Annotated in this window: 19 protein-coding genes; 9 read left to right on the top strand and 10 right to left on the bottom strand. The window is 43.8% G+C overall.

Features of this window, described 5'->3' with window-relative positions; all coding sequences use genetic code 11:
- Positions 1–145 precede the first annotated feature (145 nt).
- Positions 146–1027: a DUF3667 domain-containing protein gene (locus EWM62_RS08930; RefSeq protein WP_162499813.1), complete on the bottom strand. Its 882-nt coding sequence runs from the start codon at positions 1025–1027 to the stop codon at positions 146–148.
- Between the two features lie 120 nt (positions 1028–1147).
- Here EWM62_RS08930 and EWM62_RS08935 point away from each other — a divergent pair, with 120 nt between their 5' ends.
- The 4 genes from EWM62_RS08935 to EWM62_RS08945 all read left to right on the top strand — a co-directional run bounded on the left by EWM62_RS08935 (position 1148) and on the right by EWM62_RS08945 (position 6250).
- Complete coding sequence (locus EWM62_RS08935) at positions 1148–3955, top strand: 2-oxoglutarate dehydrogenase E1 component (RefSeq protein ID WP_129876308.1); 2808 nt, start codon at positions 1148–1150, stop codon at positions 3953–3955.
- A 103-nt stretch (positions 3956–4058) separates the two neighbouring features.
- Entirely contained in the window at positions 4059–5642 is a 1584-nt protein-coding gene (gene odhB / locus EWM62_RS08940; RefSeq protein ID WP_129876309.1) for a 2-oxoglutarate dehydrogenase complex dihydrolipoyllysine-residue succinyltransferase, read from the top strand.
- Positions 5643–5718: 76 nt separating this feature from the next.
- Positions 5719–5892: a hypothetical protein gene (locus tag EWM62_RS19305; protein ID WP_162499814.1), complete on the top strand. Its 174-nt coding sequence runs from the start codon at positions 5719–5721 to the stop codon at positions 5890–5892.
- Positions 5879–6250, top strand: coding sequence for a type II toxin-antitoxin system VapC family toxin (locus tag EWM62_RS08945; RefSeq protein WP_129876310.1), 372 nt, complete (start codon positions 5879–5881; stop codon positions 6248–6250). The genes EWM62_RS19305 and EWM62_RS08945 overlap by 14 nt, the downstream gene beginning before the upstream one ends.
- 3 nt (positions 6251–6253) lie before the next feature.
- Here the strand turns inward: EWM62_RS08945 and EWM62_RS08950 are convergent, their stop codons facing one another.
- Positions 6254–6712 carry a DinB family protein gene (locus EWM62_RS08950; RefSeq protein WP_129876311.1) on the bottom strand — a complete coding sequence of 153 codons (459 nt, stop codon included), beginning with the start codon at positions 6710–6712 and terminating at the stop codon, positions 6254–6256.
- A 114-nt stretch (positions 6713–6826) separates the two neighbouring features.
- On the opposite strand from EWM62_RS08950, the gene EWM62_RS08955 reads away from it, so the two are divergent.
- The 5 genes from EWM62_RS08955 to EWM62_RS08975 all read left to right on the top strand — a co-directional run bounded on the left by EWM62_RS08955 (position 6827) and on the right by EWM62_RS08975 (position 13086).
- Complete coding sequence (locus EWM62_RS08955) at positions 6827–8548, top strand: ArnT family glycosyltransferase (protein ID WP_129876312.1); 1722 nt, start codon at positions 6827–6829, stop codon at positions 8546–8548.
- 12 nt (positions 8549–8560) lie between these two features.
- Positions 8561–9583 carry a hypothetical protein gene (locus tag EWM62_RS08960; RefSeq protein ID WP_129876313.1) on the top strand — a complete coding sequence of 341 codons (1023 nt, stop codon included), beginning with the start codon at positions 8561–8563 and terminating at the stop codon, positions 9581–9583.
- A gap of 178 nt (positions 9584–9761) precedes the next feature.
- Positions 9762–10472: a DUF2490 domain-containing protein gene (locus tag EWM62_RS08965; RefSeq protein WP_129876314.1), complete on the top strand. Its 711-nt coding sequence runs from the start codon at positions 9762–9764 to the stop codon at positions 10470–10472.
- A gap of 48 nt (positions 10473–10520) precedes the next feature.
- Positions 10521–11441: a DUF58 domain-containing protein gene (locus tag EWM62_RS08970; RefSeq protein ID WP_129876315.1), complete on the top strand. Its 921-nt coding sequence runs from the start codon at positions 10521–10523 to the stop codon at positions 11439–11441.
- A gap of 175 nt (positions 11442–11616) precedes the next feature.
- Entirely contained in the window at positions 11617–13086 is a 1470-nt protein-coding gene (locus tag EWM62_RS08975; RefSeq protein WP_129876316.1) for a glycoside hydrolase family 130 protein, read from the top strand.
- A gap of 145 nt (positions 13087–13231) precedes the next feature.
- Here EWM62_RS08975 and EWM62_RS08980 read toward each other — a convergent pair whose 3' ends face one another.
- The 8 genes from EWM62_RS08980 to EWM62_RS09015 form a co-directional block, all read right to left on the bottom strand.
- The gene (locus EWM62_RS08980) at positions 13232–14236 is read right to left on the bottom strand and encodes a glycosyltransferase family 4 protein (RefSeq protein ID WP_129876317.1); all 1005 of its coding nucleotides are present in this window, start codon (positions 14234–14236) and stop codon (positions 13232–13234) included.
- Positions 14236–16512 carry a glycosyltransferase family 4 protein gene (locus tag EWM62_RS08985; RefSeq protein WP_129876318.1) on the bottom strand — a complete coding sequence of 759 codons (2277 nt, stop codon included), beginning with the start codon at positions 16510–16512 and terminating at the stop codon, positions 14236–14238. The genes EWM62_RS08980 and EWM62_RS08985 overlap by 1 nt, the downstream gene beginning before the upstream one ends.
- A gap of 252 nt (positions 16513–16764) precedes the next feature.
- The gene (locus EWM62_RS08990; RefSeq protein WP_129876319.1) at positions 16765–17961 is read right to left on the bottom strand and encodes an aspartate aminotransferase family protein; all 1197 of its coding nucleotides are present in this window, start codon (positions 17959–17961) and stop codon (positions 16765–16767) included.
- 125 nt (positions 17962–18086) lie between these two features.
- The gene (locus EWM62_RS08995) at positions 18087–18563 is read right to left on the bottom strand and encodes a hypothetical protein (protein WP_129876320.1); all 477 of its coding nucleotides are present in this window, start codon (positions 18561–18563) and stop codon (positions 18087–18089) included.
- 13 nt (positions 18564–18576) lie between these two features.
- Entirely contained in the window at positions 18577–19398 is an 822-nt protein-coding gene (locus EWM62_RS09000) for a hypothetical protein (RefSeq protein WP_129876321.1), read from the bottom strand.
- A 60-nt stretch (positions 19399–19458) separates the two neighbouring features.
- Entirely contained in the window at positions 19459–20013 is a 555-nt protein-coding gene (locus EWM62_RS09005; RefSeq protein WP_129876322.1) for an RNA polymerase sigma factor, read from the bottom strand.
- A gap of 146 nt (positions 20014–20159) precedes the next feature.
- Entirely contained in the window at positions 20160–20618 is a 459-nt protein-coding gene (gene bcp / locus EWM62_RS09010; RefSeq protein ID WP_129876323.1) for a thioredoxin-dependent thiol peroxidase, read from the bottom strand.
- 2 nt (positions 20619–20620) lie between these two features.
- Entirely contained in the window at positions 20621–22318 is a 1698-nt protein-coding gene (locus EWM62_RS09015) for a M23 family metallopeptidase (RefSeq protein ID WP_238989312.1), read from the bottom strand.
- Positions 22319–22346: the final 28 nt, after the last annotated feature.

Raw genomic sequence — 22346 nt, forward strand, 5'->3', positions numbered from 1 at the left:
CGCAATAAAAACAATATATTTGCGTATATATTTTATCATGAACCCGTTTGAACAATTTACCATCATTATAGGCTTGCTGGCTGTGTTGTTTGAAGGTGTGGCCTATCTCCGTGGTTTCCTCCACAAATTATTGCATTAAGGTTTATCAGGAAAGATGTATGCCGTATATGGTTTTGTAGAAAAGCATTAAACGGTAGCCGTATAACGATGCTGAGAAAAATAATATGGTCAGGATTGCCGCCACTACAGTATAAAACTTGCCTGTGTTATAAAATCTCCGGGCAGCTATGCCAAGGTAAACAGCAAAAACAGACAGGTTGATCAGCGAACTTATTGCATCATATGAGCTTGAAAAATTGCTTTTATTAAGGGCATAAAATGGCGTGCTTATCAACAGCGTAAACAACGTAAAGTAAATAAGTATAAACGAAAAATAATGCGTTGCGAATACCAAATGCTCGGAAAAGTATTTTTTGCTGCGGATGAAAAGCAGGGCAAAGGCGGCGGCCATTACAGGTATAAACAGTACGATGAACAGCTTCGATTCGGTACCAATATGCTCGTTGAAGGCAATGGCTAATTTTTCAAATTGTTTATCGTTTGATGCCTTCTCTAAAACAGCTTGTTTAGTGCCAAAAGAAATATAAGGCCTATAATGATAAAAAGCCCATAACGGTTGCGAAAAGATATTGAGCTTGCCCGCCAGCAAAAAGAAAAGCAGGTTGCATATCAGGAACAGTTGAAAAGGCTTTACAAAGTTTACGCGTTTGCCCGATGAAAAATTAACAGTTAGCAAACCTGGTTTTGTCGCCAAAACCTTTACCGACCTGAAAAATTTAGTATCGAAATGGGTAAGCCCTTCAAATGATTCTTCGATATAATGCTTCAGTACAAAATCACGGTCGGCTATCACTTTTTCGCCGCAAACATTACAATAAGTACCGCTAACAGCGTTGCCGCACGATACGCAGCTTACCGTTTTATGGGCCGTTTCCTGATCGTGTATGGTTAATACAGGTTTATGCATGTCAATTGCATTAATGTTTAAATGTAATAAATTGAAAAATGGATTAAAAGTAATGGCATATAATTTCAGCATTTAGTTCTATAATGCTTAATTTTGTACCGTTTATAACATTGGTTTCTCATGGATCGCCTCAATTACATTAATAGCGGAAACGCAGCCTACATTAACACACTATACGAAGCTTACAAACAAGACCCCGAATCGATAGATTTTGGCTGGCAAAAGTTTTTTGAAGGCTTTGATTTTGGTAAAGACAGCCAGGCAGCCCCGGCAGCAGAAAATGCTGCCACACCGGATCATTTTATCAAAGAGATCAATGTGATGAACATGATAAACGGATACCGTAACCGTGGCCATTTATTCACTAAGACAAATCCCGTACGCGAGCGTCGTAAATATTTCCCTGGAAAAGAGCTGGAAACCTTCGGCTTGAGCGAAGCCGATATGGATACTGTGTTTAATGCCGGTGTTGAAGTTGGCATTGGCCCCGCAAAACTGCGCGACATCCGCCAGTTACTGGAACAAACTTACTGCCAGTCAATCGGTGCTGAATATACCTACATCCGCAACCCTATCAAGCTCAAATGGTTTGAGGACAGGATGGAGAAGCAACGCAATACGCCAAGCTTTACGCTTGATGAAAAAAAACTGATGCTGGCCAAGTTGAACGAAGCCGTTGTTTTTGAAAACTTTTTGGGTACAAAGTTCCTGGGGCAGAAACGTTTCTCGTTAGAAGGCGCGGAAGCTTTGATTCCCGCCCTTAATTCGGTTATTAAAAAAGGATCGGACCTGGGCATCGAGGAGTTTATCATCGGTATGGCGCACCGTGGCCGTTTGAATGTGCTTACCAACATTATGGAGAAAACCTATAAAGAGGTGTTCTCGGAGTTTGAAGGTAAAAACTTTGATTCAGGCTCTCCGTTTGGCGGCGACGTAAAATATCACCTGGGCTTTTCAACCGATGTGGAAACATCACAGGGTAAAAAAGTACATTTAAGCCTTTGCCCAAACCCATCGCACTTAGAAGCGGTTGACCCCGTTGTAGAAGGTATCACCCGGTCAAAAATCGATTTTAAACATAACGGCGATCATTCAAAGATAGCCCCGATATTAATACACGGTGATGCATCTGTAGCCGGACAAGGAATTGTTTACGAGGTTTTGCAGATGGAAAAGCTTGACGGTTACCGCACCGGTGGCACCATCCACCTGGTTATTAATAACCAGATAGGCTTTACCACCAATTATAAAGACGCCCGCTCAAGCACCTATTGTACTGATGTTGCCAAAACAGTGCTCTCGCCGGTGTTCCACGTAAATGGCGACGATGTTGAGGCACTGGTTTATGTGGTTAACCTGGCTATGGAATATCGCCAGGTGTTTAACGAGGATGTATTTATAGATATACTGTGCTACCGCCGCTACGGGCACAACGAGGCCGATGAGCCAAAATTTACCCAGCCGGTGTTGTACAAAGCTATCGAGGCGCACCCTAACCCACTGCAGATCTACAACAAAAAATTAATTGCCGAGGGCAGCATCGACGAGAAATACGCCAAACAGTTAGAAAAAGATTTTCGCGCGGAACTTCAGCAAATGCTGGACGAAGCAAAGGCTGCCGACAGGTTTACCGATACTATACCAATGTTTGAAGGCGCATGGAGTGGCCTGCACCTGGCAAATCACAGCGAGCTGATCAGCACGGTAGATACTTCGGTTACAAATGAGGTTATTACCGAAATAGGTAATAAACTAACCGTACTGCCAAAAAATAAACAATTTTTTAAAAAAATAGAGAAACTGTTTCAGGACCGTAACGCAATGGTAAACCAAACCGGCGTGTTTGACTGGGCCATGGGCGAACTGCTGGCTTACGGTACGTTACTGCAAGAAGGTTTTCCGGTAAGGTTAAGCGGTGAAGATGTTAAACGCGGCACTTTCTCGCATCGCCACGCGGTACTTACCCTGGCCGATTCTGAAGACGAGTACACCCCGCTGGAAACCATCGACACCAAAGCAAAACTGAGCATATTTAATTCGCTGTTATCTGAATATGGTGTTTTAGGTTTTGAATACGGCTACGCCTTAGCCAATCCTAAAGCCCTAACTATTTGGGAAGCGCAGTTTGGCGATTTCTTTAATGGTGCGCAGATCATAGTTGACCAATATATTGCCAGCGCCGAAACAAAATGGCAGCGTGGTAATGGTTTGGTAATGTTATTGCCTCATGGTTACGAAGGCCAGGGTCCCGAGCATTCATCGGCACGTGTAGAACGATTTTTAGAGCTTTGTGCTGACGATAATATCCAGGTGGCCAACTGTACAACGCCTGCAAACTTCTTTCATATATTAAGACGGCAAATGCACCGCAGTTTCCGCAAGCCGCTGATCATATTTACACCAAAGAGCTTGTTGCGCAGCCCTAATTGCGTATCGCCGCTGGAAGATTTTACCAACGGTAAGTTCCACGAACTGATAGACGACAGTTATGCTGATGTTAAAAAGGTAAAACGCGTATTACTTTGCACAGGCAAGGTTTATTACGATTTGCTGGAGAAACAGCAGGCCGATAAACGTAAGGATGTTGCCATAGTACGTGTAGAACAATTATATCCAACCCCTGTACAGCAGATCCTGAAAATTAAGGCCAGATACGAAAAGGCTACTGAGTTTTTTTGGGTACAGGAAGAGCCGGAGAACATGGGCGCGTGGCCGTATATCTGCCGCAAGTTCCACAGTGATAAATATTTGAACCTGAATGTAATATCGCGCCTTGAGGGAAGCAGCACCGCTACTGGTTTTGCCAAACAGCACGCAGCGCAGCAATTGCATATTGTATCAAAGGCGTTTGAAGCGCCTGCCGGTAAAGCGGTTAAAGAGACTATAAAAAAAACAACCGAGAAAATGGCTAATGCCGGAGCGGATTGATATAAGTTACCAGTGGTGGGAGCGAAGAGCGTGGAATAGCTCATCACCCCGCACTTTACACCCCGATCTCGCACCTAAATAAAAACACTACAACTACTAAAATATGAGTTTAGAAATAAAAGTTCCGCCGGTAGGCGAATCCATTACCGAAGTAACATTATCAGCCTGGAAAAAAAAGGATGGTGAACATGTAGAGATGGACGAAGTGATAGCCGAGTTGGAATCAGACAAAGCAACCTTTGAGCTTACTGCCGAAAAGGCCGGAACTTTAAAAACAGTTGCATCCGAAGGCGACACATTAACTATCGGCGCGGTTGTAGCAACTGTTGAGGAAGGCGGCGCAGCTTCTGCGGATAAAGCGCCTGCCGCACCTATTGCTGCCAAAGACGAGCCTGCTAAAGCAGATAGCCCGGCAGCGCCTGCAAACGCGCCTGCCCCCGCACCTGCGCAAGGCGGTTCTTCGTCATTAGAGATAAAAGTACCTACGGTTGGTGAATCTATCACCGAAGTAACATTATCGCGCTGGATCAAAAAAGACGGTGAGACAGTTGAAATGGACGAAGCCATTGCCGAACTGGAATCTGATAAAGCAACATTTGAGCTTACAGCCGAAAAAGCCGGAACATTAAAAACCATAGCTAAAGAAGGTGACACCCTTGCCATTGGCGCGGTGGTATGTACTATTGAAGGTAATGGCGCTACGGCCCCGGCTGCTGCACCCATCAGTCAGGCAATGGCCGATAAAGCGAATGAATCTCCGCAAACCGCCCCATCAAAAGGAACAACCTATGCATCGGGCACACCATCGCCTGCTGCTGCAAAAATTTTAGCTGAAAAAGGTGTTGAAACTTCATCAGTTAACGGCACCGGTGTTGATGGCCGTATCACCAAAGGTGATGCCCTTAATGCACAGGTAGAAAGTCAAAAGTCAAAAGTAGAAAGTCAAAAACCTGCCGCACCTCAAACCCCGCAACCGGCACCTGGCGCAAGAAGCGATCGCAGGGAAAAGATGTCGTCGTTACGTAAAACAGTTGCCAAACGTTTGGTGGCTGTTAAAAGCGAAACAGCTATGCTAACTACTTTTAACGAAGTAGATATGGCACCGATAATGGAACTGCGCGGTAAATACAAGGATAAGTTTAAAGAAAAACACGGTGTTGGCCTTGGCTTTATGTCGTTTTTTACAAAGGCAGTTACCGAAGCTTTGAAAGAATGGCCTGCTGTTGGCGCGCGTATTGAGGGCGAAGAAATAGTTTACAGTAATTTTGCTGATATCTCTATCGCTGTATCAGCACCAAAAGGATTGGTAGTACCGGTTATCCGCAATGCGGAAAGCATGAGCCTTGCCGAAATTGAAAAGGCCATTGTGGTACTTGCAGGCAAAGCCCGCGAAAGCAAACTTACACTGGAAGAAATGACAGGCGGAACGTTCACTATCACTAACGGTGGTGTGTTTGGTTCCATGATGTCGACCCCGATATTAAACTCGCCGCAATCGGCTATTTTGGGTATGCACAATATTATCGAGCGCCCGGTTGCCGTAAACGGGCAAGTGGTTATCCGCCCGATGATGTACCTGGCCCTGTCATACGATCACCGCATTATTGACGGCCGCGAATCGGTAAGCTTCCTGGTACGTGTAAAACAATTGCTGGAAGACCCGGCGAGGTTACTGTTAGGAGTGTAAGTTTAATTCTAAAAATAATACATAAGCCCGGTTTTGCCGGGCTTTTTTGTTTAATGTATATTGAATATATTTGTATATGGGCAAAGTAATAGAAATTGACAAAACCACTACCCGTAGCCAATTGGATAAAGAGCTCGATAAACTTCCTAATAAGAAAGACCCCATTGACTTAAATAAATATTTTGGTAAAGTTAAGTTTGGAGTTGACGGCCTGGAGTATCAATTAAAGAGCAGGGATGAGTGGAGATAGTATTGTTATTGATACCTCATTAATAATAAATTTATTTAATGGTGTTGATGAAGTTAAAACCTTAATTAACGGGCGCAACTTATTTGTTTCTATAATTTCGGAAATAGAGGTTTTAAGTTTTTCCGGACTTTCGGTAACTGACAAAGATCTACTAAAAGATTTCCTATCTAAATGTCATATAGTAGATATTGAACCTGCAATAAAGGATTTGACTATAAATCTAAGATCTCAATCTAAAATAAAGTTACCCGATGCCGTTATTGCAGCCACAGCAATATATTACGATCTGCCTTTATTTACGATGGATAAAGGATTTAATAGGCTGCCTGATTTACAAGCCGTAATATTATCCCTTTAAAGTTTATACCAACCTCCTCAACGCCATTACATACCCAATGTGCATCCCATCGTGGAATGGTACAAAGTTAATTGCTTCTTCAATATTATTTATCTGTACGCCGTAGCGGGTTGCCCACGGGGTGTAATTGTCAAATAAATGGTTATTATAGTCGGCCCCTAACTGGTCAATACTTGATATCAGCAGGCTTTTAATTATCTCAACTTCGGCACTATCAATAAATCCGTTTGGTTTGGTATCCGGGCGGTATGGTGTGTAATATTTATCGTCTACTACAAATGGCACATTGGCACGTGTATAGCAAACGCCTTGCTGGGCCGATATAACGTGTGCCACGTTCCATATTATATTATTGTTGAAACCAGCCGGCACTTTGTTCAATTGCTCGATTGTAAGGTTTTCTATCAAATGCAATAAATGCTGGCGGGTTACACGCAGTGTGGTTAAAGTATTGGTTATCATAATTCAAATATTGATTTTTTACAGTGATAAATATTAATGCTAATGTAAATTAAGCTGTTTTAAGTTCGCGATAGCATATCGCTTTTATTTTACCTTTGCATTTCATTAAAAGCAATGCCGCCAACAACTGTAAGCAACCCCGTCCAGTCAAATAAACCAATATGGTACTTCATATTGTGCTGGACGATACTAAACGCCATACAAGCCTACACTTTAGAACTGCATGCCGACGAAGCCTATTACTGGATGTTTGCCCAAAAGCTCGACTGGGGATATTTCTACCATCCGCCGATGGTGGCGCTGTTCATCAAAATAGGGGATACGATTTTCCATAACGAGCTTGGCTTGCGGCTAATAACCGTACTTACAGATAGCCTTGCAATATACCTGCTTTGGCTCATTGTAAAAAAGTATACTGTAAGCGCAAAATGGTTTATTTTGCTGGTATCGGGTGTTTTGGTATTTCATGTTTATGGGTTTACCAGCACGCCCGATGCGCCCTTGTTTTTTTTCGCGGTGCTGTTTTACTACTTCTACCAGCGGTACATTGATAATGATAGCTGGCTAACGGCTTTAATTATAGGGCTGGTGGTTGCGTGTTTGCTTTATAGCAAGTATCATGGGGTATTGCTTGTTGGGTTTACCCTGCTATCAAACCTGAATTTATTTAAACGCAGAACATTTTACCTGGCTATATTAACGGGGCTGCTTGCCTATACGCCGCATATTTTATGGCAAATGCACCGGGGTTTCCCGGCGGTTAACTACCAGTTGTTCGAGCGGTCGGCAGCGTTAGGGTACGATGTAAGTATAAGCACTACTTTTATTGTGGGGCAACTTTTATTGGGCGGAGCTTTAATAAGCTGGTACCTGTTTTATCGTGCGTTTACCACCAAAATAACCAATATTTTTACCCGCTGTTTAATGGTAAATGCAATTGGCACATTTAGCTTTTTTTTGCTGAATACTTTAAAAGTTAACGTTCAGCCCCATTATACACTCATTGGGTTTATACCTTTGACCTGCCTGGCGCTCATCAGCTTTCAGCGGCAAAATTTTAATGCCGGGTGGTTTCGCAGGCTGGCTATTGCCAACCTTGTACTGATACTTGTTTTAAGGTTGACATTGATAGCAGGAATACCGATTGTAAAAAAGGCGGAAGCACTAAAAAGCTATTTTGGTTTCCACGAGTGGGCTAACCTGGTGCATAAAAAGGCGGGCAATGCCTTTGTGGTAATGGACGAAGGGTTTCAAAATCCATCCAAATACAGCTTTTACACCAATAGTTTAAAGGGATTCGCGTACGATTCGCGCTACTATGGCCGTACCATGTTTGATATCTGGCCCATGGAAGATAGCCTGCAGCACCAACGCGTTTATTACCTGCTTAAACATAAGGTGCCCGGTACTACAACCGATAGTATTAAATGCGAAGCAGGCACCTGGTATGGCGGTTGGGTTGATGATACACGCACCTATCAAAAAATTGCTATACAAACCCCAGCGACCGAAATTAAAGCCAAACCCGGCCAGGAATTGGAATTTGACCTTACTATAACTAACCCATACCCGTTTGCTGTTAACTTTACCAACATGGTTTATAAGCACCCGGTAACACTGGAAGCCTGCTTTTTTACACACCTTACGCCTGTAAGTGTGCAGAAGGCCGATAGCACCTTTAATAATATTTGGCTGGGGGCAGGGCAGAGGGCGCGATTTAAAATGCTGGTAAATGCACCCAGGCAAAAAGGTACTTTCGATCTGTTTTTTTCGTTACGTACCGAACCATTCGCGGGCAGCAAAAACAGCGGGATAATAAAGTTTACAGTTGAATAATTACGACAGGGCATGATCAGGAAGATATACATCATTTTACTAATAATCACACTAACAGCAGGGGCAGCAAGCGCACAAAACGTTGATTTTCATGTTAACGGCATGGGCTTTTTTGACAACCGCGAGTACAAGGAGTTTGTAACTCGCTCGCGAACGTACTCGGGTGTGCGTATAACTGCCGATGTTGGGTTTAATATCGATAGCAATAACCACTTTATTTTTGGTGCAAATGCCCTGCACGAGTTTGGCGGCAACCCGTTTTTTGTACGCGTTAACCCGGTAGCCTATTACAGCCATACCGGTAAAAACTGGCTGTTTAACGCCGGCGCTTTCCCGCGCGAAGGCCTGTTGACCGATTACCCCCGCTCGATGCTGAACGATACCCTGCGCTATTTTCGACCCAATTTAGAAGGTTTGCTAACGCGATTTAAAAGCGACCATGTTACCGAAACCGTTTGGATTGATTGGGTTAGCCGCCAAACCAATGTGGATAGGGAGCAGTTCCTGTTCGGGTTTTCGGGTAAATACCAGCCATCGCTTAACGCGCCGTTTTACCTGGCGCATTATTTCTTTTTGCTGCACGATGCCGGCCCCGCTATAGCCATTCCAAATGATCATATCCGCGATAACGGCGCGGCGCAGGTAAGGCTTGGCGCAAACCTAAGCCATAAAACCTTCCTCGATTCATTAAGCTTTGAAGCAGGTGGCATGCTATCGTTAGAACGCAGCAGGGGTATAGATGGCTGGCAGAAGCCAAAGGGTTTAGTAATAAGCGCCTACGCAAGCTATAAACGCTTTGCCCTTAACGATGAATTTTACAAAGGCGATGGCCATCACATTGCCTTTGGCGATGCCTATTACCAGTACAAAACCTACAACAGGCTTGATATTATTTACACCCCGTTTATTGCCAAAGGGCTGAAAGGGCAGTTTGTGCTAAGCTTACATAATACGCCGGGCAATTTCAGTAACCAGGAGGCGTTCAGGCTAACCTACGATATAGGCAGAAAGAATTTGGTAAAGTTTAAGGATTAGGAAGATTACTTCAAAACCTGTCTGTTATTTCGAGCGTGCAGGGAGAGATTGTGCGTTGGGGCGATGAGAAATCTTATACACCGTGCATCCCGCTACTTATTGCTTTTATAAGATTTCTGCTGGTTCATCGTTCGAAATGGCATAGTTTTTTTATTTTCGCAATCCTATTTCAACCCCTATGAAAAAAATACTGATTTTGCTTTCGCTGATTACCCTATTTGTTCCCTGCAAACTTTTCGCGCAGAATAGCCGCTTTTCGGGCTGGGTGGGAGTATTCCATACACAAAAATTTTCGCCAAAATGGGGCGCGTCATTTGATGCGCAATTCCGTTCGGCAAACCATTACGATTATTTGCAGAACGTATTACTGCGCCCGTCGGTAAATTATTACTTTGGTAACAAAATGGCCGCTTTGGGATATGCTTATATTGCTACCAATAATCATTTAGATAACGGAACGGAAACCTTTCGGCCCGAGAGCCGCATATGGGAACAGCTTATCATCAATACTAAAATTGGCCGGGTAAGTACTTTGCAGCACCGGTTTAGGTTAGAGCAGCGCTTTTTGGGTAATACCACTTCTAAAAACGATAACTACTTTGCCCAGCGGCTGCGATATTTTGCAAGGGCGGTTGTTCCCCTCAAAAAAACAGATGCATTTAGCAAAGGCGCGTTTGTAGGTTTGCAGAACGAGGTATTTGCCAACGTGCAGAATAGCAATAAGGTAAATAAGCACTTTTTTGATCAGAACCGTGCATACGTGGCCTTAGGTTATCGCCTGCATAAAAAAGCCGATGTGGAGTTTGGCTACCTTAACCAGTTTGTGCAACAAGCAACAGGTACCTACTTTAACCATGTTTTGCAGGCAGCGGTTTATACAAGATTTTAACCGCGAAATAAGGCAGTATAATAAACGTTAAAGTTTATATCTTGCAATATGCCCACACTTAGTAACAACCAACATATAAGGCAGCTGGCCAATCTGGAATTGCTTGCCCGGCAGGTTGTTGAGGGGTTTATAACCGGGTTGCACCAAAGCCCGTTTCATGGGTTTTCGGTTGAGTTTGCCGAGCACAGGCTGTATAACAACGGCGAATCCGTAAAAAATATCGACTGGAAGCTGCTTGCACGCACCGATAAGCTTTTTGTAAAACAGTTTGAGGAAGAAACCAACCTGCGTTGCTTTTTATTGCTGGATACCTCATCAAGCATGAACTTCCCGGCAGAGGGGATTAATAAGCTGCAATTTTCTATTTATGCTACTGCCTCGCTCATGTACCTGTTTAAGAAACAGCGCGATGCTTTCGGGCTTTGCCTTTTCTCTGATAAGATGGATTGGATGAGCCCGGCGCGGTCAACTTCAACACATCTTTTTCACCTTTATGCCGAACTGGAAAAAGCTTACGATAACCCTAAGCAAAGCACCGCTACCAATATTACGCAGGTATTGCACCATATAGCAGCTGAGATCCATCAGCGCTCGATGGTGATCATTTTCAGCGATATGCTGGAGAATAGTTTAAACCCCGAAAAAACACAGCAGCTTTTTGCCGCCATACAGCATTTGAAGTTTAAAAAACACGAAGTGATCATTTTTAATGTAACCAGCAGGCAAAAGGAGCTGGACTTTGATTTTGATAACCGCCCACATCATTTTGTTGATATTGAGACAGGCACCGAGGTTCGTGTGCATCCCAATAAGATCCGCGGCAGCTATCAATCGGCACTACGCGATTACCGCCACCAACTGCAACTGAAATGCGCCCAGCACCATATACAACTGGTAGATGCCGATATTGAGCAGGGATATAACGGCATTTTAAAAGAATACCTGATCAAAAGGAATAGCATGATCTAAAACTGCCCCGCCCAGGCAGGTAGCATTTACCAAATTAAATTAATGGAACATATTTTAAACTTTAAGCAATTATTTGATTCCATTACGTAATATTTACACTTTATAACAAGGTTTGTGAAATTGCTGAAATCAATTTAGCAGGCGTGGTGTTAATGAATAAACGCATCTATTTAGTATGAGACTTTCTGTAGAACGAAAACCAATAAGAGTAAATCCCGATCCGAAGCGTGTAATTGCAAGATTTTTCTTTAACGGAAACGACAGGGCGAAAGAAGTTCTGCAACGTGTGATGGGTATTTCAGAAGATACCGCTTTTGGCATTGTATCACCTTTATTGCAGGAGTATTCTAAACGCCACCGTAATATTACCCGGGTATTAAACCGCCATTGCAGCAAGTTAAAGCCGCTTTTTAACGAATTGGGAATTGATTTTGATACGCTTACTGTGTACCGTAAGTTACTGATAGGGTCGTACTTTACGCATGAATACTCTATTGAATCGGCCGCATTTTTTAACCCGTCTATTATTGAGGACCCCGACCAAACCGAGATGGAAGACGGGCAAAGGCGCGTTATTATCAGTTTTAGAGCGGTAGGCGAGGGGCACATCTCTTCAATTACGTTCCGCAGGGCGCTGATAGATAAGGATAACCAAATAACGGTTTTGCCTGCCGGCAGTTATATCGATGAGGCCGAAATTGTGCGAAACGCGGTTTACAATAAAAAACTGTTCCTTGAAAAAGCAGCCATCACCCAGATAAATATAAATGTACTTAACGAACTGGAAGATAAGCTCGATCACCACTTTGAATACTCTAACCTACGCCGTATCATCCTCGACTCGCAGAAACTGCAGGAAAATGATATGATGCGGCTGGAATACGATAAAGTACTTTGGCTGGCCGATTCGTACTACGAAATCGTGTTTTCGCTGGATACCGATATCTCCGACAGGGTGATCTTCCCAATATCAGAATATGAGCGTAAGGGCATAGAAGATGCCCGCTTTGTTAAGTTTGTGAACGACGATGGCACATACGCTTACTATGCTACCTACACGGCTTACGACGGCTCGTTGATCATGCCTAAACTGCTGCAAACTACCGATTTTTACAACTTTAAAATAATGCCTTTATATGGTGCAGGGGCGCAGAACAAAAACCTGGCGCTGTTTCCTCGTAAAATAAACGGCAAATACGCTATGATCTCCCGTATCGATGGATGTAATAATTACATTATGTATTCGGATAAGATAAACATTTGGGAAAAACCCGTATTGCTGCAACAGCCTAAGTTTACCTGGGAGTTTGTACAGATAGGTAACTGCGGCTCGCCTATCGAAACCAAAGATGGCTGGATAGTAATAACCCACGGGGTTGGCCCAATGCGGCGCTACGTACTGGGTGCAAGCTTGCTTAAACTGGATGACCCAACTGTAGAAATTGGCCGTTTGAAGGAACCGTTATTAGTGCCAAACAGTGATGAGCGTGAAGGTTATGTACCAAACGTGCTGTACTCCTGCGGATCCATGATCCATAATAATAAGCTTATTATACCTTACGGAATCTCTGATTCATCAACCTCGTTCGCCGAAGTTGACCTGGACGAGTTGCTGGCTAAGTTTAAGGAAGACGGGATAGATTAATTTAAGCTGAAAAGTAGCCGCACGTGGCGACAAAATTAACCAACTTGTCATCCTGAACGCAGTGAAGGATCTAATGGAGAACTGTGCAATCGGCTACATGTATGGCGGTGAGATGCTTCACTAAGTTCAGCATCACAAGCGGCGATTAGCCCAATATCTTCTCGTACAACTTAAAATAGTCCTCCGCCATTTTCTCTTTAGAGAATTGAGAACTGGCCCATTCGCGGCAATAGGCACGGTTTATTGAACCCAGCTGACCGGTCACATCTGCAGCCTCGTCAACAGTATTCACTAAAAAACCTGTTTTTTCATGCTGGATAAGTTCCGGCATCGAACCTTTATTGAACGCTATAACCGGCGTACCGCAAAGCATGGCTTCGGCAACGCTCATTCCAAACGGCTCGGCAAAATTTATGGGGTGTAATAGGGCCAGGGCGTTTCCTAAAAGCTCGTTACGTTTATCCGGGCCGGCGGGGCCAATGTACTCTATCTGGTCGCTCAGGTGTGGTTCTACACGGTCCTTAAAGTAATCCTCATCCTGAATAATGCCCGCAATGATCAGTTTTTTATTAGTTCTTTTAGCTATTTCAATCGCCTCTACCGGGCCTTTATCATGGTGGATACGGCCGAAGTAGAGCAGGTAGTCCTGCGGCTCTTCCGTAAATTTAAAATCTTTAGTGTCAAGTCCGTTATAAACTGTAGCTATGTAATCTAACTCATCTCTGCGGTCGGCATTGCTAATGGAAACATAATATCCGCGCGAATTATATTTTTTGTAAACCGGTATAATACGTGGCGACGAAAAACCATGTATAGTTGTTATCATCGGGGTATTAATAAGCGCAGTATAGGTAAGCGGCAAAAAATCAAAGTTGTTGTGTATTATGTCAAAATCGCTGGCTTGCTCCATCAGGTTGCTGATGTGCAGGCACTCCAGCACTTTTGCATCTTGTGTACGGTCTTCCTCGTAACCTTGTTTGCAAATGGATTGTAGTTTGCCTTCGGTGATCGAATCGCCGGTGGCAAAAAGGGTAACGTCAACGCCCAGTTTAATAAGTCCTTCGGCAATATTCGATGCAACCTGTTCCCAGGGACCATAGTGCCTGGGTGGTGTGCGCCAGGCAACGGGGGCTAAAATCGCGGCCTTCATTAACACACTTTAACCTGTGTTTCCATCTTATTGTACTCGTATTCCAACTCGAAGGCTTTTAACACGGTAAGGTGCGATATCAGGTAGGCCAGTGTACTTTCGGCGCCCTGGTTACGGTTAATACCTGTAGGCAGCAATCCGTCGCAGCAGCCTTTGGTTTCATGGTCGTATAACGGTGCCCGCAGGGTGTTTTCGCCAAGGAACCATTTATAGCTCAGGAACATTTTTTCGATATACTGCGGTTTGCGGAAGATCTGGTAAGCCTGGAAATGCATCAGTACCATAGCCATGGTTTCGATGGCCTGCTGGTCGAACGTAGGGAACCTGCCACCGCGATAATACCATCCATCGTTACCAACCGGGCTTAAATAACCGTTGGATAAGGTCAGCTTATCTAAAAATGCCATGGTTTTAAGCGCTATATCCTTCGCTTTTTGGTTACCGGTGATCTCACATGAGTGCAGCAAGGCCAGCGGAAGGATGGCATTATCATAGGTCATACTTTCTTCAAACCATTCCCAATCATCAGACCGGGTGTTTTCGTAAGCATCAATTAAAGGCTGGGTTAAACGCACCAGTTCGGCAACCATACCTTCATCGGTAGGGAAGGCCTGCAGGTATAAAGCAATACCTATAATGGTATTTGCCTGCCCGCGGATGTGTTTTAATGCTTTAAAGTGCGGGTACGATTTATGGAAGATCTCCATCGCAAACTCGCGGTATGAATTACTTGCCGCGCAGCTGATCAAATGGCCCAATGCCCATATGGTACGCCCGAAAGAATCTTCGGAACCCACTTCATCCAGGTATTGCCTGCTAAAGCTTAAGAAATTACGGAAGTTACCATCATCCGTTTGCATGTAGTGAATGTAGCTTAGGTATATTGGCAATAATTTAAAAGCGTCGTTGCTTTTATTACGCTGATAAGCCATAAGCGCCATAATAAGCGCACGGGAGTTATCATCAAGGCAGTAACCCTCTTTTAAATTGGGGATGCCATATTTAGCGTGTTGCACAATACCGGTATCATCCGTTAAACGCATAACATGCGTAAGGCTGAATTTGGGCAATATCTCAGGGTCAACAATGCTGTTCTTTAATATTTTATCACTAAAGTCGTGGTTAGCGGCAGCTTCCTGGGCTACGCGTATAAATTCGGCGCCAATAACAGGCCAGCGTAAATGCAGGCCATATTCGTAAGCGTTTTCTTTTAATTCGTTAAGTGCAGCATCATCGTCTAATAGTTCGTTCACTATCTCGGCCAGCGCATCCGCATTTTTAAAATCAAATAAACGGCCTCGGCCATCATCCAGCAATTCGGTAGCGTGCCAGTATGGGGTTGATACTACTGCGGCTCCAGCGCCCACTGCATATGATAATGTACCACTGGTAATTTGCGCTTCGTTTAAATAGGGTGTAACATATACTTCGGCAGCTGTAAGGTAATCAATCAGTTCATCCTCGGCCACAAATTTATTGATGAACGATAAATGCTGCGATACTTTTAACTGTGCCGCCAGCGATTTCAGGTGGTCGCGGTATTCCTCGCCCGAGTTTTTAATAACGCCCGGGTGTGTATTGCCTAATACCACATACATAACATCGGGGTGCTTGGCTACAATCTGCGGCAATGCTTTTACAACGGTTTCTAAACCTTTGTTACGGCTTAATAGCCCAAATGTTAATAATACACGATGGTTTTTAAACTGGCTTAAGCTTTTAACAGGGTTAACTTCCGGTTCTTCCACATCAGGCACACCATGCTCTATGATCTGTATCTTTTCTGCAGGGATATCGTAAATGGTAGTCAGGAACTCTACCGCGCGTTTGCTCATCACGATGATCTTTGACGATTGCTCGGCAATTTCGCGGATGATGATGCGCTGTACATAACTTGGGTCTTTAAGTATCGTATGCAGGATAGAGATCAGCGGTTTCTCTAAACGGTTTATCAAGGGTAAAATATAGATACCGCTTTCGCCACCATAAATGCCGAATTCGTGTTCTAAAATAACGGAGTCGACATTGCTTGTATTGATAAAATTAGCGGCGCGGATATAATCCTTTTGATGATTCTGGCGAATAACATATTTAACATGGGCCGGGTATTCATATTCCTGTAAATTCTCCGAATCGTTAAGGGCAACCACAAAGCCACCATCAAGCGGGCTTTTCCTGTCGGAAAAATTGGCGTTAATGGCGTTCATTAAATTATGGTTAAAGGTAGCGATCCCGCATTCGCGGGGAGGATAGGTTGATATGTATGCGATTTTCATAGTTATATAGCAGAATGTGTTATTCCTGTTAGTGAGATACTTGCTGTTAAACAATTTTTAAATCTTACTGACCCGAAAAGTATGCACCAGTGACCTCAAAAACAGTATTTACAGACCCGGGATGCATAAATTACATGGGTATCTATCATTGTGCATAAACTATACCAATAAAGCTTAAAGAGAAACCGTAACTTTCTTTTTACAGTTAAATTATTAATTATAATTTAAAAACGAAAGAGATTAAAACCCAAATTACACCGTATGTGTTTGAAATTCAATAGCCTCCATTATAATATCGCAGGCGTGGATCAGTTCAGTTGGTGTTATGATGAGCGGAGGGGCAACGCGCATAGCATTACTGCAATGCAGGAACCAATCGGTTATTACACCATTTTCTATACAGCGGTCGATTATTTTTTTGTTCAGCTCAAAACTTTCAAATTCAATGGCCAGCATAAGGCCTTTGCCTCTTATTTGTTTAATAGCCGGGTGGATGAGGCGTTTGCGGACAATGGCTTCTTTTTCGGCTACCTGGGCTAACAGCTTTTCTTCTATCAGCACTTCCAGCGCTGCCAGGCCTGCCGCGCAGCATACGGGGTGACCGCCAAAGGTGGTTATATGCCCCAGGATAGGGTTTTCTTTAAAAGCCGACATGATGTGTACCGGCGCTATAAAAGCGCCCACAGGCATGCCACCGCCCAGGGCTTTGGCCAGCAGCAAAATGTCGGGTAAAATATCAAAATGTTCAAAGGCGAATAATTTACCGGTACGGCCAAACGCAGCCTGGATCTCGTCCAGGATCAGTAACGCGCCTGTTTCGGTACAGCGTTTACGTAAAGCCTGCATATAAGCGGCATCTGGTACCCGTATACCGGCTTCGCCTTGTATGGTTTCGAGGATAACACAGGCCGTTTGATCAGTAATGAGTTCAAGATCGGGGATGGAGTTTAGGCTGATAAAATTTACCCCCGGCAGCAGCGGGCGGTAGGCCTGTTTATATTCCTCGTTACCCATAACGCTTAGGGCACCATGTGTGCTGCCGTGGTACGAACCATTAAAAGCCACTACCTGCTGCCTGCCGGTAAAGCGTTTGGCCAGCTTTAGTGCACCTTCAACCGCCTCGGTTCCCGAATTGGTGAAATAAACAGAGTTTAATGATGACGGCAAAACGGAAACCAGCTTTTCGGCAAAGCGCACCTGCGGGGTTTGCACATATTCGCCGTACACCATCAGGTGCATATATTTATCAACCTGATCTTTTACTGCCTGCACAACTTTTGGATTGCTGTGGCCCAGGTTGCTTACGCCAATGCCCGATATCAGATCGATATATGGTTTGCCCTCCGCGTCGTAGATGTAAACCCCTTCCGCGCGCTCAAACTCCAGCAATAAAGGGAAGTGTGTTGTTTGGGCGTTATTGTTCAGAAAAAGCTGGCGCAGGGTTAGCATGGGCAAGTAGTGAATTAGTGATTGACTGATTTAGCGATTTATGGAGTTGGTTTAGAAAGCATAGTGCAAAAATCAGCAATCTATCCCATAGTTAGGTAATCACTAATTCACTAAATCGCTAAATATTAGTTCCCTGCCCGGATGCTGCGTTCGCTTAGTTGTTTGATAACCTCGTCGGTAAATTCGCGTTCGCTTTTGTAAAGCATGCTCACTTTTGCAGGGGGCAGTATCTTCATAAATTCATCGCGGTAGCGCTTACGGATATTCACTATCTGGTTATCGTACTCTATCTCTTTATCTATCTGCTCGGTACCGTTGGCCTGCGAGTTGGAATTGTTTAAGCGTTTTAAAATACTTACAGCGGTAAGTTCCTGCCGGTACTGGCGGTATATGGGCCAAAACTTGGCGGATTCTTCGTTGGTAAGGGATAATTGCTGACTGATAAACCTATCGTGCGCGGCATCTAATTTAGGATTACGCCTTTTAAAACGGGTATTGGGGATGGTGGTACGGCGAAGGTTATTCACCTGCGCAAACAAATCGTCGTTACCGGTACAAATGATAATTAAAATAAAAAATATATATCTGAGCAGTTTGTTCATGAATAAGTATCAATTAATTAACATCGATATAGTCCTGCAGATCTGCATCAAGCGCATCTATATTAATGGCCTTACCATCTTCAACCAGGCCCTGTGTATCGGTCGCATCCATATGCAGCTCAAGATAATCTTTTATTTCGTCAACCGGCACTTCTGATAACTGTGTATGCAGGTAGCTTTGTGTATGTACGGGCGGTGCCTGTGCCTGCCTTAAAAAGGCACCCGCGCCAATTATTAAAGCTAAACAAGCCGCAGTAGCATATTTAAAAGTATTTGATGCCCATAGCTTGCGTACAATGGTTTTGCGCAGTACAACTTCCTGGTTAACGGTTTTATTTAAAATATCGCGGTTAAGCTTTTCAAAATAATTATCCGGAACGGTAAACTCAGGGGTGTTTACTTCCAGCATTTCCTCAACGGCAATGCGGCTTGTTATTTGCTGCTGCAGGTTCTCAAAATAATCCTGCGGAACGGTAAAGCCTGTTTCTCCATTGTTTACAGTTGCCTCAATATTTATGCGGCTTTGTATATTATTGGTAAGATGGTCAAAATAGCCTTCGGGTACGGTAAAACCTTTTTCACCGGTACCTGCAATGCTTTCAATATTTATCCTGCTTTGAATATTAGCGTTTAATTCATCAAAGTAATTTTGCGGCACAGCAAATCCCTGCGCCATATCATCACTCTTTAATTCGTTTAATTTTATAAGTGACAGAATGCGCTGGCCGGCATCTTCGAAATAGCCGGATGGCACTGTAAACGGGGTTTCTTTCGAAAACCGTTTAAGTGACATTTCTTCGTCCGCCCGTTCATTATTCTCCATATCGCTTTTCATACACTGTTATAGATGAATAAAGTTCCAAAAGGTTTAACGCTAATTTAAAAATTCTGCTAATTAATCGGTATTGGTTATAAACGACTCTATTTTTTTAACCGCCAAATGGTACGATGCCTTTAAAGCGCCCACGCTGGTGCCTAAAACATCACTCATTTCCTCGTATTTCATATCATCAAAATACTTCATATTAAATACCAGGCGCTGTTTATCGGGCAAAGTTAATATTGCTTCCTGTAATTTACGCTGGATCTGGTCGCCGCTAAAATGGTCTGAACCCGACAGGGTATCCGCCAGTTCAAAATCTACATCATCAAGCGATACGTTGTTTTTTTGCTTTTTCTTGTTCAGAAAAGTGATGCACTCGTTAGTGGCAATGCGGTACATCCAAGTGTACAACTGCGCATCGTTACGGAAACCCGGAAGGTTTTTCCAGATCTTAATGAATACGTCCTGCACAATATCATCGGCATCGTCGTGGTCAATAACCATGCGGCGCACGTGCCAGTATATTTTTTGCTGATACTTTTTCAGCAAAAGGTTAAACGCTTCGTTCCGGGTACTTTCGTCCCTAAACTTGCTGAGTATTTCTTCGTCTTCTGCCTGAATGGCCATCTATTAAAATTTATCTTTTAAATAAATATAAAGCGTTTTTGTTTGATATATGTTTTACGGACCTTCTAAAAGCCCTCTCTAAATCTCCCCCGATAGGGGAGACTTTTATTTTAAAGCCCTCCCTTACGGGGAGGGTTTGGGTGGGGCTACAATAGGTCTAATACCTGTTGCGATGAATTTTTTGTATCAACCTTATCAATCACTTTATCAATAATACCATCGCCGTTAATGATAAAGGTGGTGCGGACGGTACCCATATATTTTTTACCATACATGTTCTTTTCTGCCCAAACACCGTAGGCTTCCACAATGCTGTGGCCGGTATCGGCAACAAGTGTAAAGGGCAACTGGTACTTGGTCTCGAATTTTTTATGCGATCTTTCGTCATCCACACTCACGCCAATAACCTCAAAGCCCTTGCTTAAAAGCGACTGGTAATTATCCCTGAAATCGCAGCTTTCGGCGGTGCAGCCGGGAGTATCATCCTTTGGGTAAAAGTAAAGGATCACATTTTTGCCTTTAAAATCACTTAACGAAACGGCTTTGCCGTTCTGGTCGTTAGCTGTAAAACCGGGGGCTTTATCGCCTTGCTTTAGTGTAGCCATTTTTACCTGTTAAATTCTGCCGTAAAGGTAGATACGTTATTTTTTATATCGCTAACTGCTAATTCAAAAGTATGTTTCCCCGCAGTTATTGTATCATCAAATGTATAACTTAATACCTTAGTTTTATAATCCCACTCCATAAGTACCCATTTACCATCAATTTTACCTGTGTAACTTTTTATACCGCTCAGGTTATCGGTCATACGCAGCTTAATAGCCCTTATAGCATGCATATTACTACCGTTACGTATATTAACAGCTGTGATGACAGGTGCAACGGTATCCAGCTTAATATAATAATCGCCAAATGCACGGGCCTTTGATTTAACGTAGCCATCTTCGTAAACACCGCCTATGCTGCCGGTGGCCGCATTAACAATTACCGCTTTATCTGCATCGGCTCCCGGGTTTACATCGGGCTTTATCCACAGGTCGTACTCATCATGTATGGGCGTAAGTTTGTTGTGGATATGGTGCGTTTGCGATAGCGCCCCTGGTTTAGCGGGTGTGGTTGAATAGATGAAATCAAGGTCGTCGTACAAGTTGCCGGGCATAATGGTCACTTTAACCTTATCGTTGGCAAACTCGCTTTTCTTGTCGTAATGGAACAGCGTACCTGCAGGCCTCTCGGGCGCAATGTTACTTGAAGAGGTATTGGATTTAACTTTTAATGTTAAGGTAGATGTATTGCCGGCAATATCTTTTACAATGTATTGCACCTCGTGCAGGGCATCATCATTAAAAGCTATTACACCACGGTTGATAGATTGCGGGTATAACGAGATGCGGCTACCGGGCAGTATAAAGCACTTTTGCATCCAGCGGCGCGCGGTAATGAACGCCGGGTAATCGATGTAGGCGTTAATGGCATGGGTTTGATCGAACGCGAAACGCTCAACCGCGAAAGTATACATGGTGATGCCATCCAGTTTTAACTCCAGCGAGTAAATGCCGTTGCGGTTAATAGACGCGCTGTTTTGATCGATCACCGAAATGCCGAAGCCCGTATTGCCGCTAAGATCTAATACCTGTGGTTTTGTTAAATGGTAGTTGCCGTTTGCGCCGGTTACCGCTAAAAATTCTTTTGGGGTTTTATCACTAAACGGGTTGCCATTTAAATGATAGATGCCAATGGCTGTAATAGCTGGTGGTTTTGCGTCCGGAATGGTTAGGCCAAATAATTGTGGGTTTATGGTTTCCTGGGTAAGAGTGTCCCTGATCTCGAAATGCAGGTGCGGCCCTGCCGATGCGCCCCTGTTACCCGATATGGCTACCACATCGCTTTTATTTACTTTAAACAACCCGATAGGAACGGCGATATCTGCTTCGTAAGTTTGGTTTTTATACTGGTAATCGCGGATGTATTTGGCAACTTCGGGTGTAAAACTATCTATATGGCCGTACACGGTGGTAAAGCCGTTGGGGTGGGTAATATATAAGGCATGGCCAAAACCGCCAAACTGTATCCTAACCCTTGATATATAACCATCGTATGCGGCATGTACCGGGAAGCCAATACGCTGGTTTGTCTTAAAATCGAGTCCCGAGTGGAAATGGTTTGCCCGCAGCTCGCCAAATGAACCTGCAGTGCTCGGCGACAGATCTAACGGGTAACGGAACTGGTTTTTGGGATATTGTTTGCTTTGGATAACATCCTGGGCGTGTGTGGCGGTGGCAAAAAATATCGCGATAGCGATCAAACAAAAGGAGATGTCATTTCGAACGACA

The sequence above is a fragment of the Mucilaginibacter terrigena genome, assembly GCF_004168255.1.
GTDB classification, from domain to species: domain Bacteria; phylum Bacteroidota; class Bacteroidia; order Sphingobacteriales; family Sphingobacteriaceae; genus Mucilaginibacter; species Mucilaginibacter terrigena.

Excerpts from the sequence above, each read along its gene's own strand:
- EWM62_RS08930 (WP_162499813.1), bottom strand. The coding sequence starts at position 1,027 with ATGCATAAACCTGTATTAACCATACACGATCAGGAAACGGCCCATAAA.
- EWM62_RS08935 (WP_129876308.1), top strand. The coding sequence starts at position 1,148 with ATGGATCGCCTCAATTACATTAATAGCGGAAACGCAGCCTACATTAAC.
- odhB (WP_129876309.1), top strand. The coding sequence starts at position 4,059 with ATGAGTTTAGAAATAAAAGTTCCGCCGGTAGGCGAATCCATTACCGAA.
- EWM62_RS19305 (WP_162499814.1), top strand. The coding sequence starts at position 5,719 with ATGGGCAAAGTAATAGAAATTGACAAAACCACTACCCGTAGCCAATTG.
- EWM62_RS08945 (WP_129876310.1), top strand. The coding sequence starts at position 5,879 with ATGAGTGGAGATAGTATTGTTATTGATACCTCATTAATAATAAATTTA.
- EWM62_RS08950 (WP_129876311.1), bottom strand. The coding sequence starts at position 6,712 with ATGATAACCAATACTTTAACCACACTGCGTGTAACCCGCCAGCATTTA.
- EWM62_RS08955 (WP_129876312.1), top strand. The coding sequence starts at position 6,827 with ATGCCGCCAACAACTGTAAGCAACCCCGTCCAGTCAAATAAACCAATA.
- EWM62_RS08960 (WP_129876313.1), top strand. The coding sequence starts at position 8,561 with ATGATCAGGAAGATATACATCATTTTACTAATAATCACACTAACAGCA.
- EWM62_RS08965 (WP_129876314.1), top strand. The coding sequence starts at position 9,762 with ATGAAAAAAATACTGATTTTGCTTTCGCTGATTACCCTATTTGTTCCC.
- EWM62_RS08970 (WP_129876315.1), top strand. The coding sequence starts at position 10,521 with ATGCCCACACTTAGTAACAACCAACATATAAGGCAGCTGGCCAATCTG.
- EWM62_RS08975 (WP_129876316.1), top strand. The coding sequence starts at position 11,617 with ATGAGACTTTCTGTAGAACGAAAACCAATAAGAGTAAATCCCGATCCG.
- EWM62_RS08980 (WP_129876317.1), bottom strand. The coding sequence starts at position 14,236 with ATGAAGGCCGCGATTTTAGCCCCCGTTGCCTGGCGCACACCACCCAGG.
- EWM62_RS08985 (WP_129876318.1), bottom strand. The coding sequence starts at position 16,512 with ATGAAAATCGCATACATATCAACCTATCCTCCCCGCGAATGCGGGATC.
- EWM62_RS08990 (WP_129876319.1), bottom strand. The coding sequence starts at position 17,961 with ATGCTAACCCTGCGCCAGCTTTTTCTGAACAATAACGCCCAAACAACA.
- EWM62_RS08995 (WP_129876320.1), bottom strand. The coding sequence starts at position 18,563 with ATGAACAAACTGCTCAGATATATATTTTTTATTTTAATTATCATTTGT.
- EWM62_RS09000 (WP_129876321.1), bottom strand. The coding sequence starts at position 19,398 with ATGAAAAGCGATATGGAGAATAATGAACGGGCGGACGAAGAAATGTCA.
- EWM62_RS09005 (WP_129876322.1), bottom strand. The coding sequence starts at position 20,013 with ATGGCCATTCAGGCAGAAGACGAAGAAATACTCAGCAAGTTTAGGGAC.
- bcp (WP_129876323.1), bottom strand. The coding sequence starts at position 20,618 with ATGGCTACACTAAAGCAAGGCGATAAAGCCCCCGGTTTTACAGCTAAC.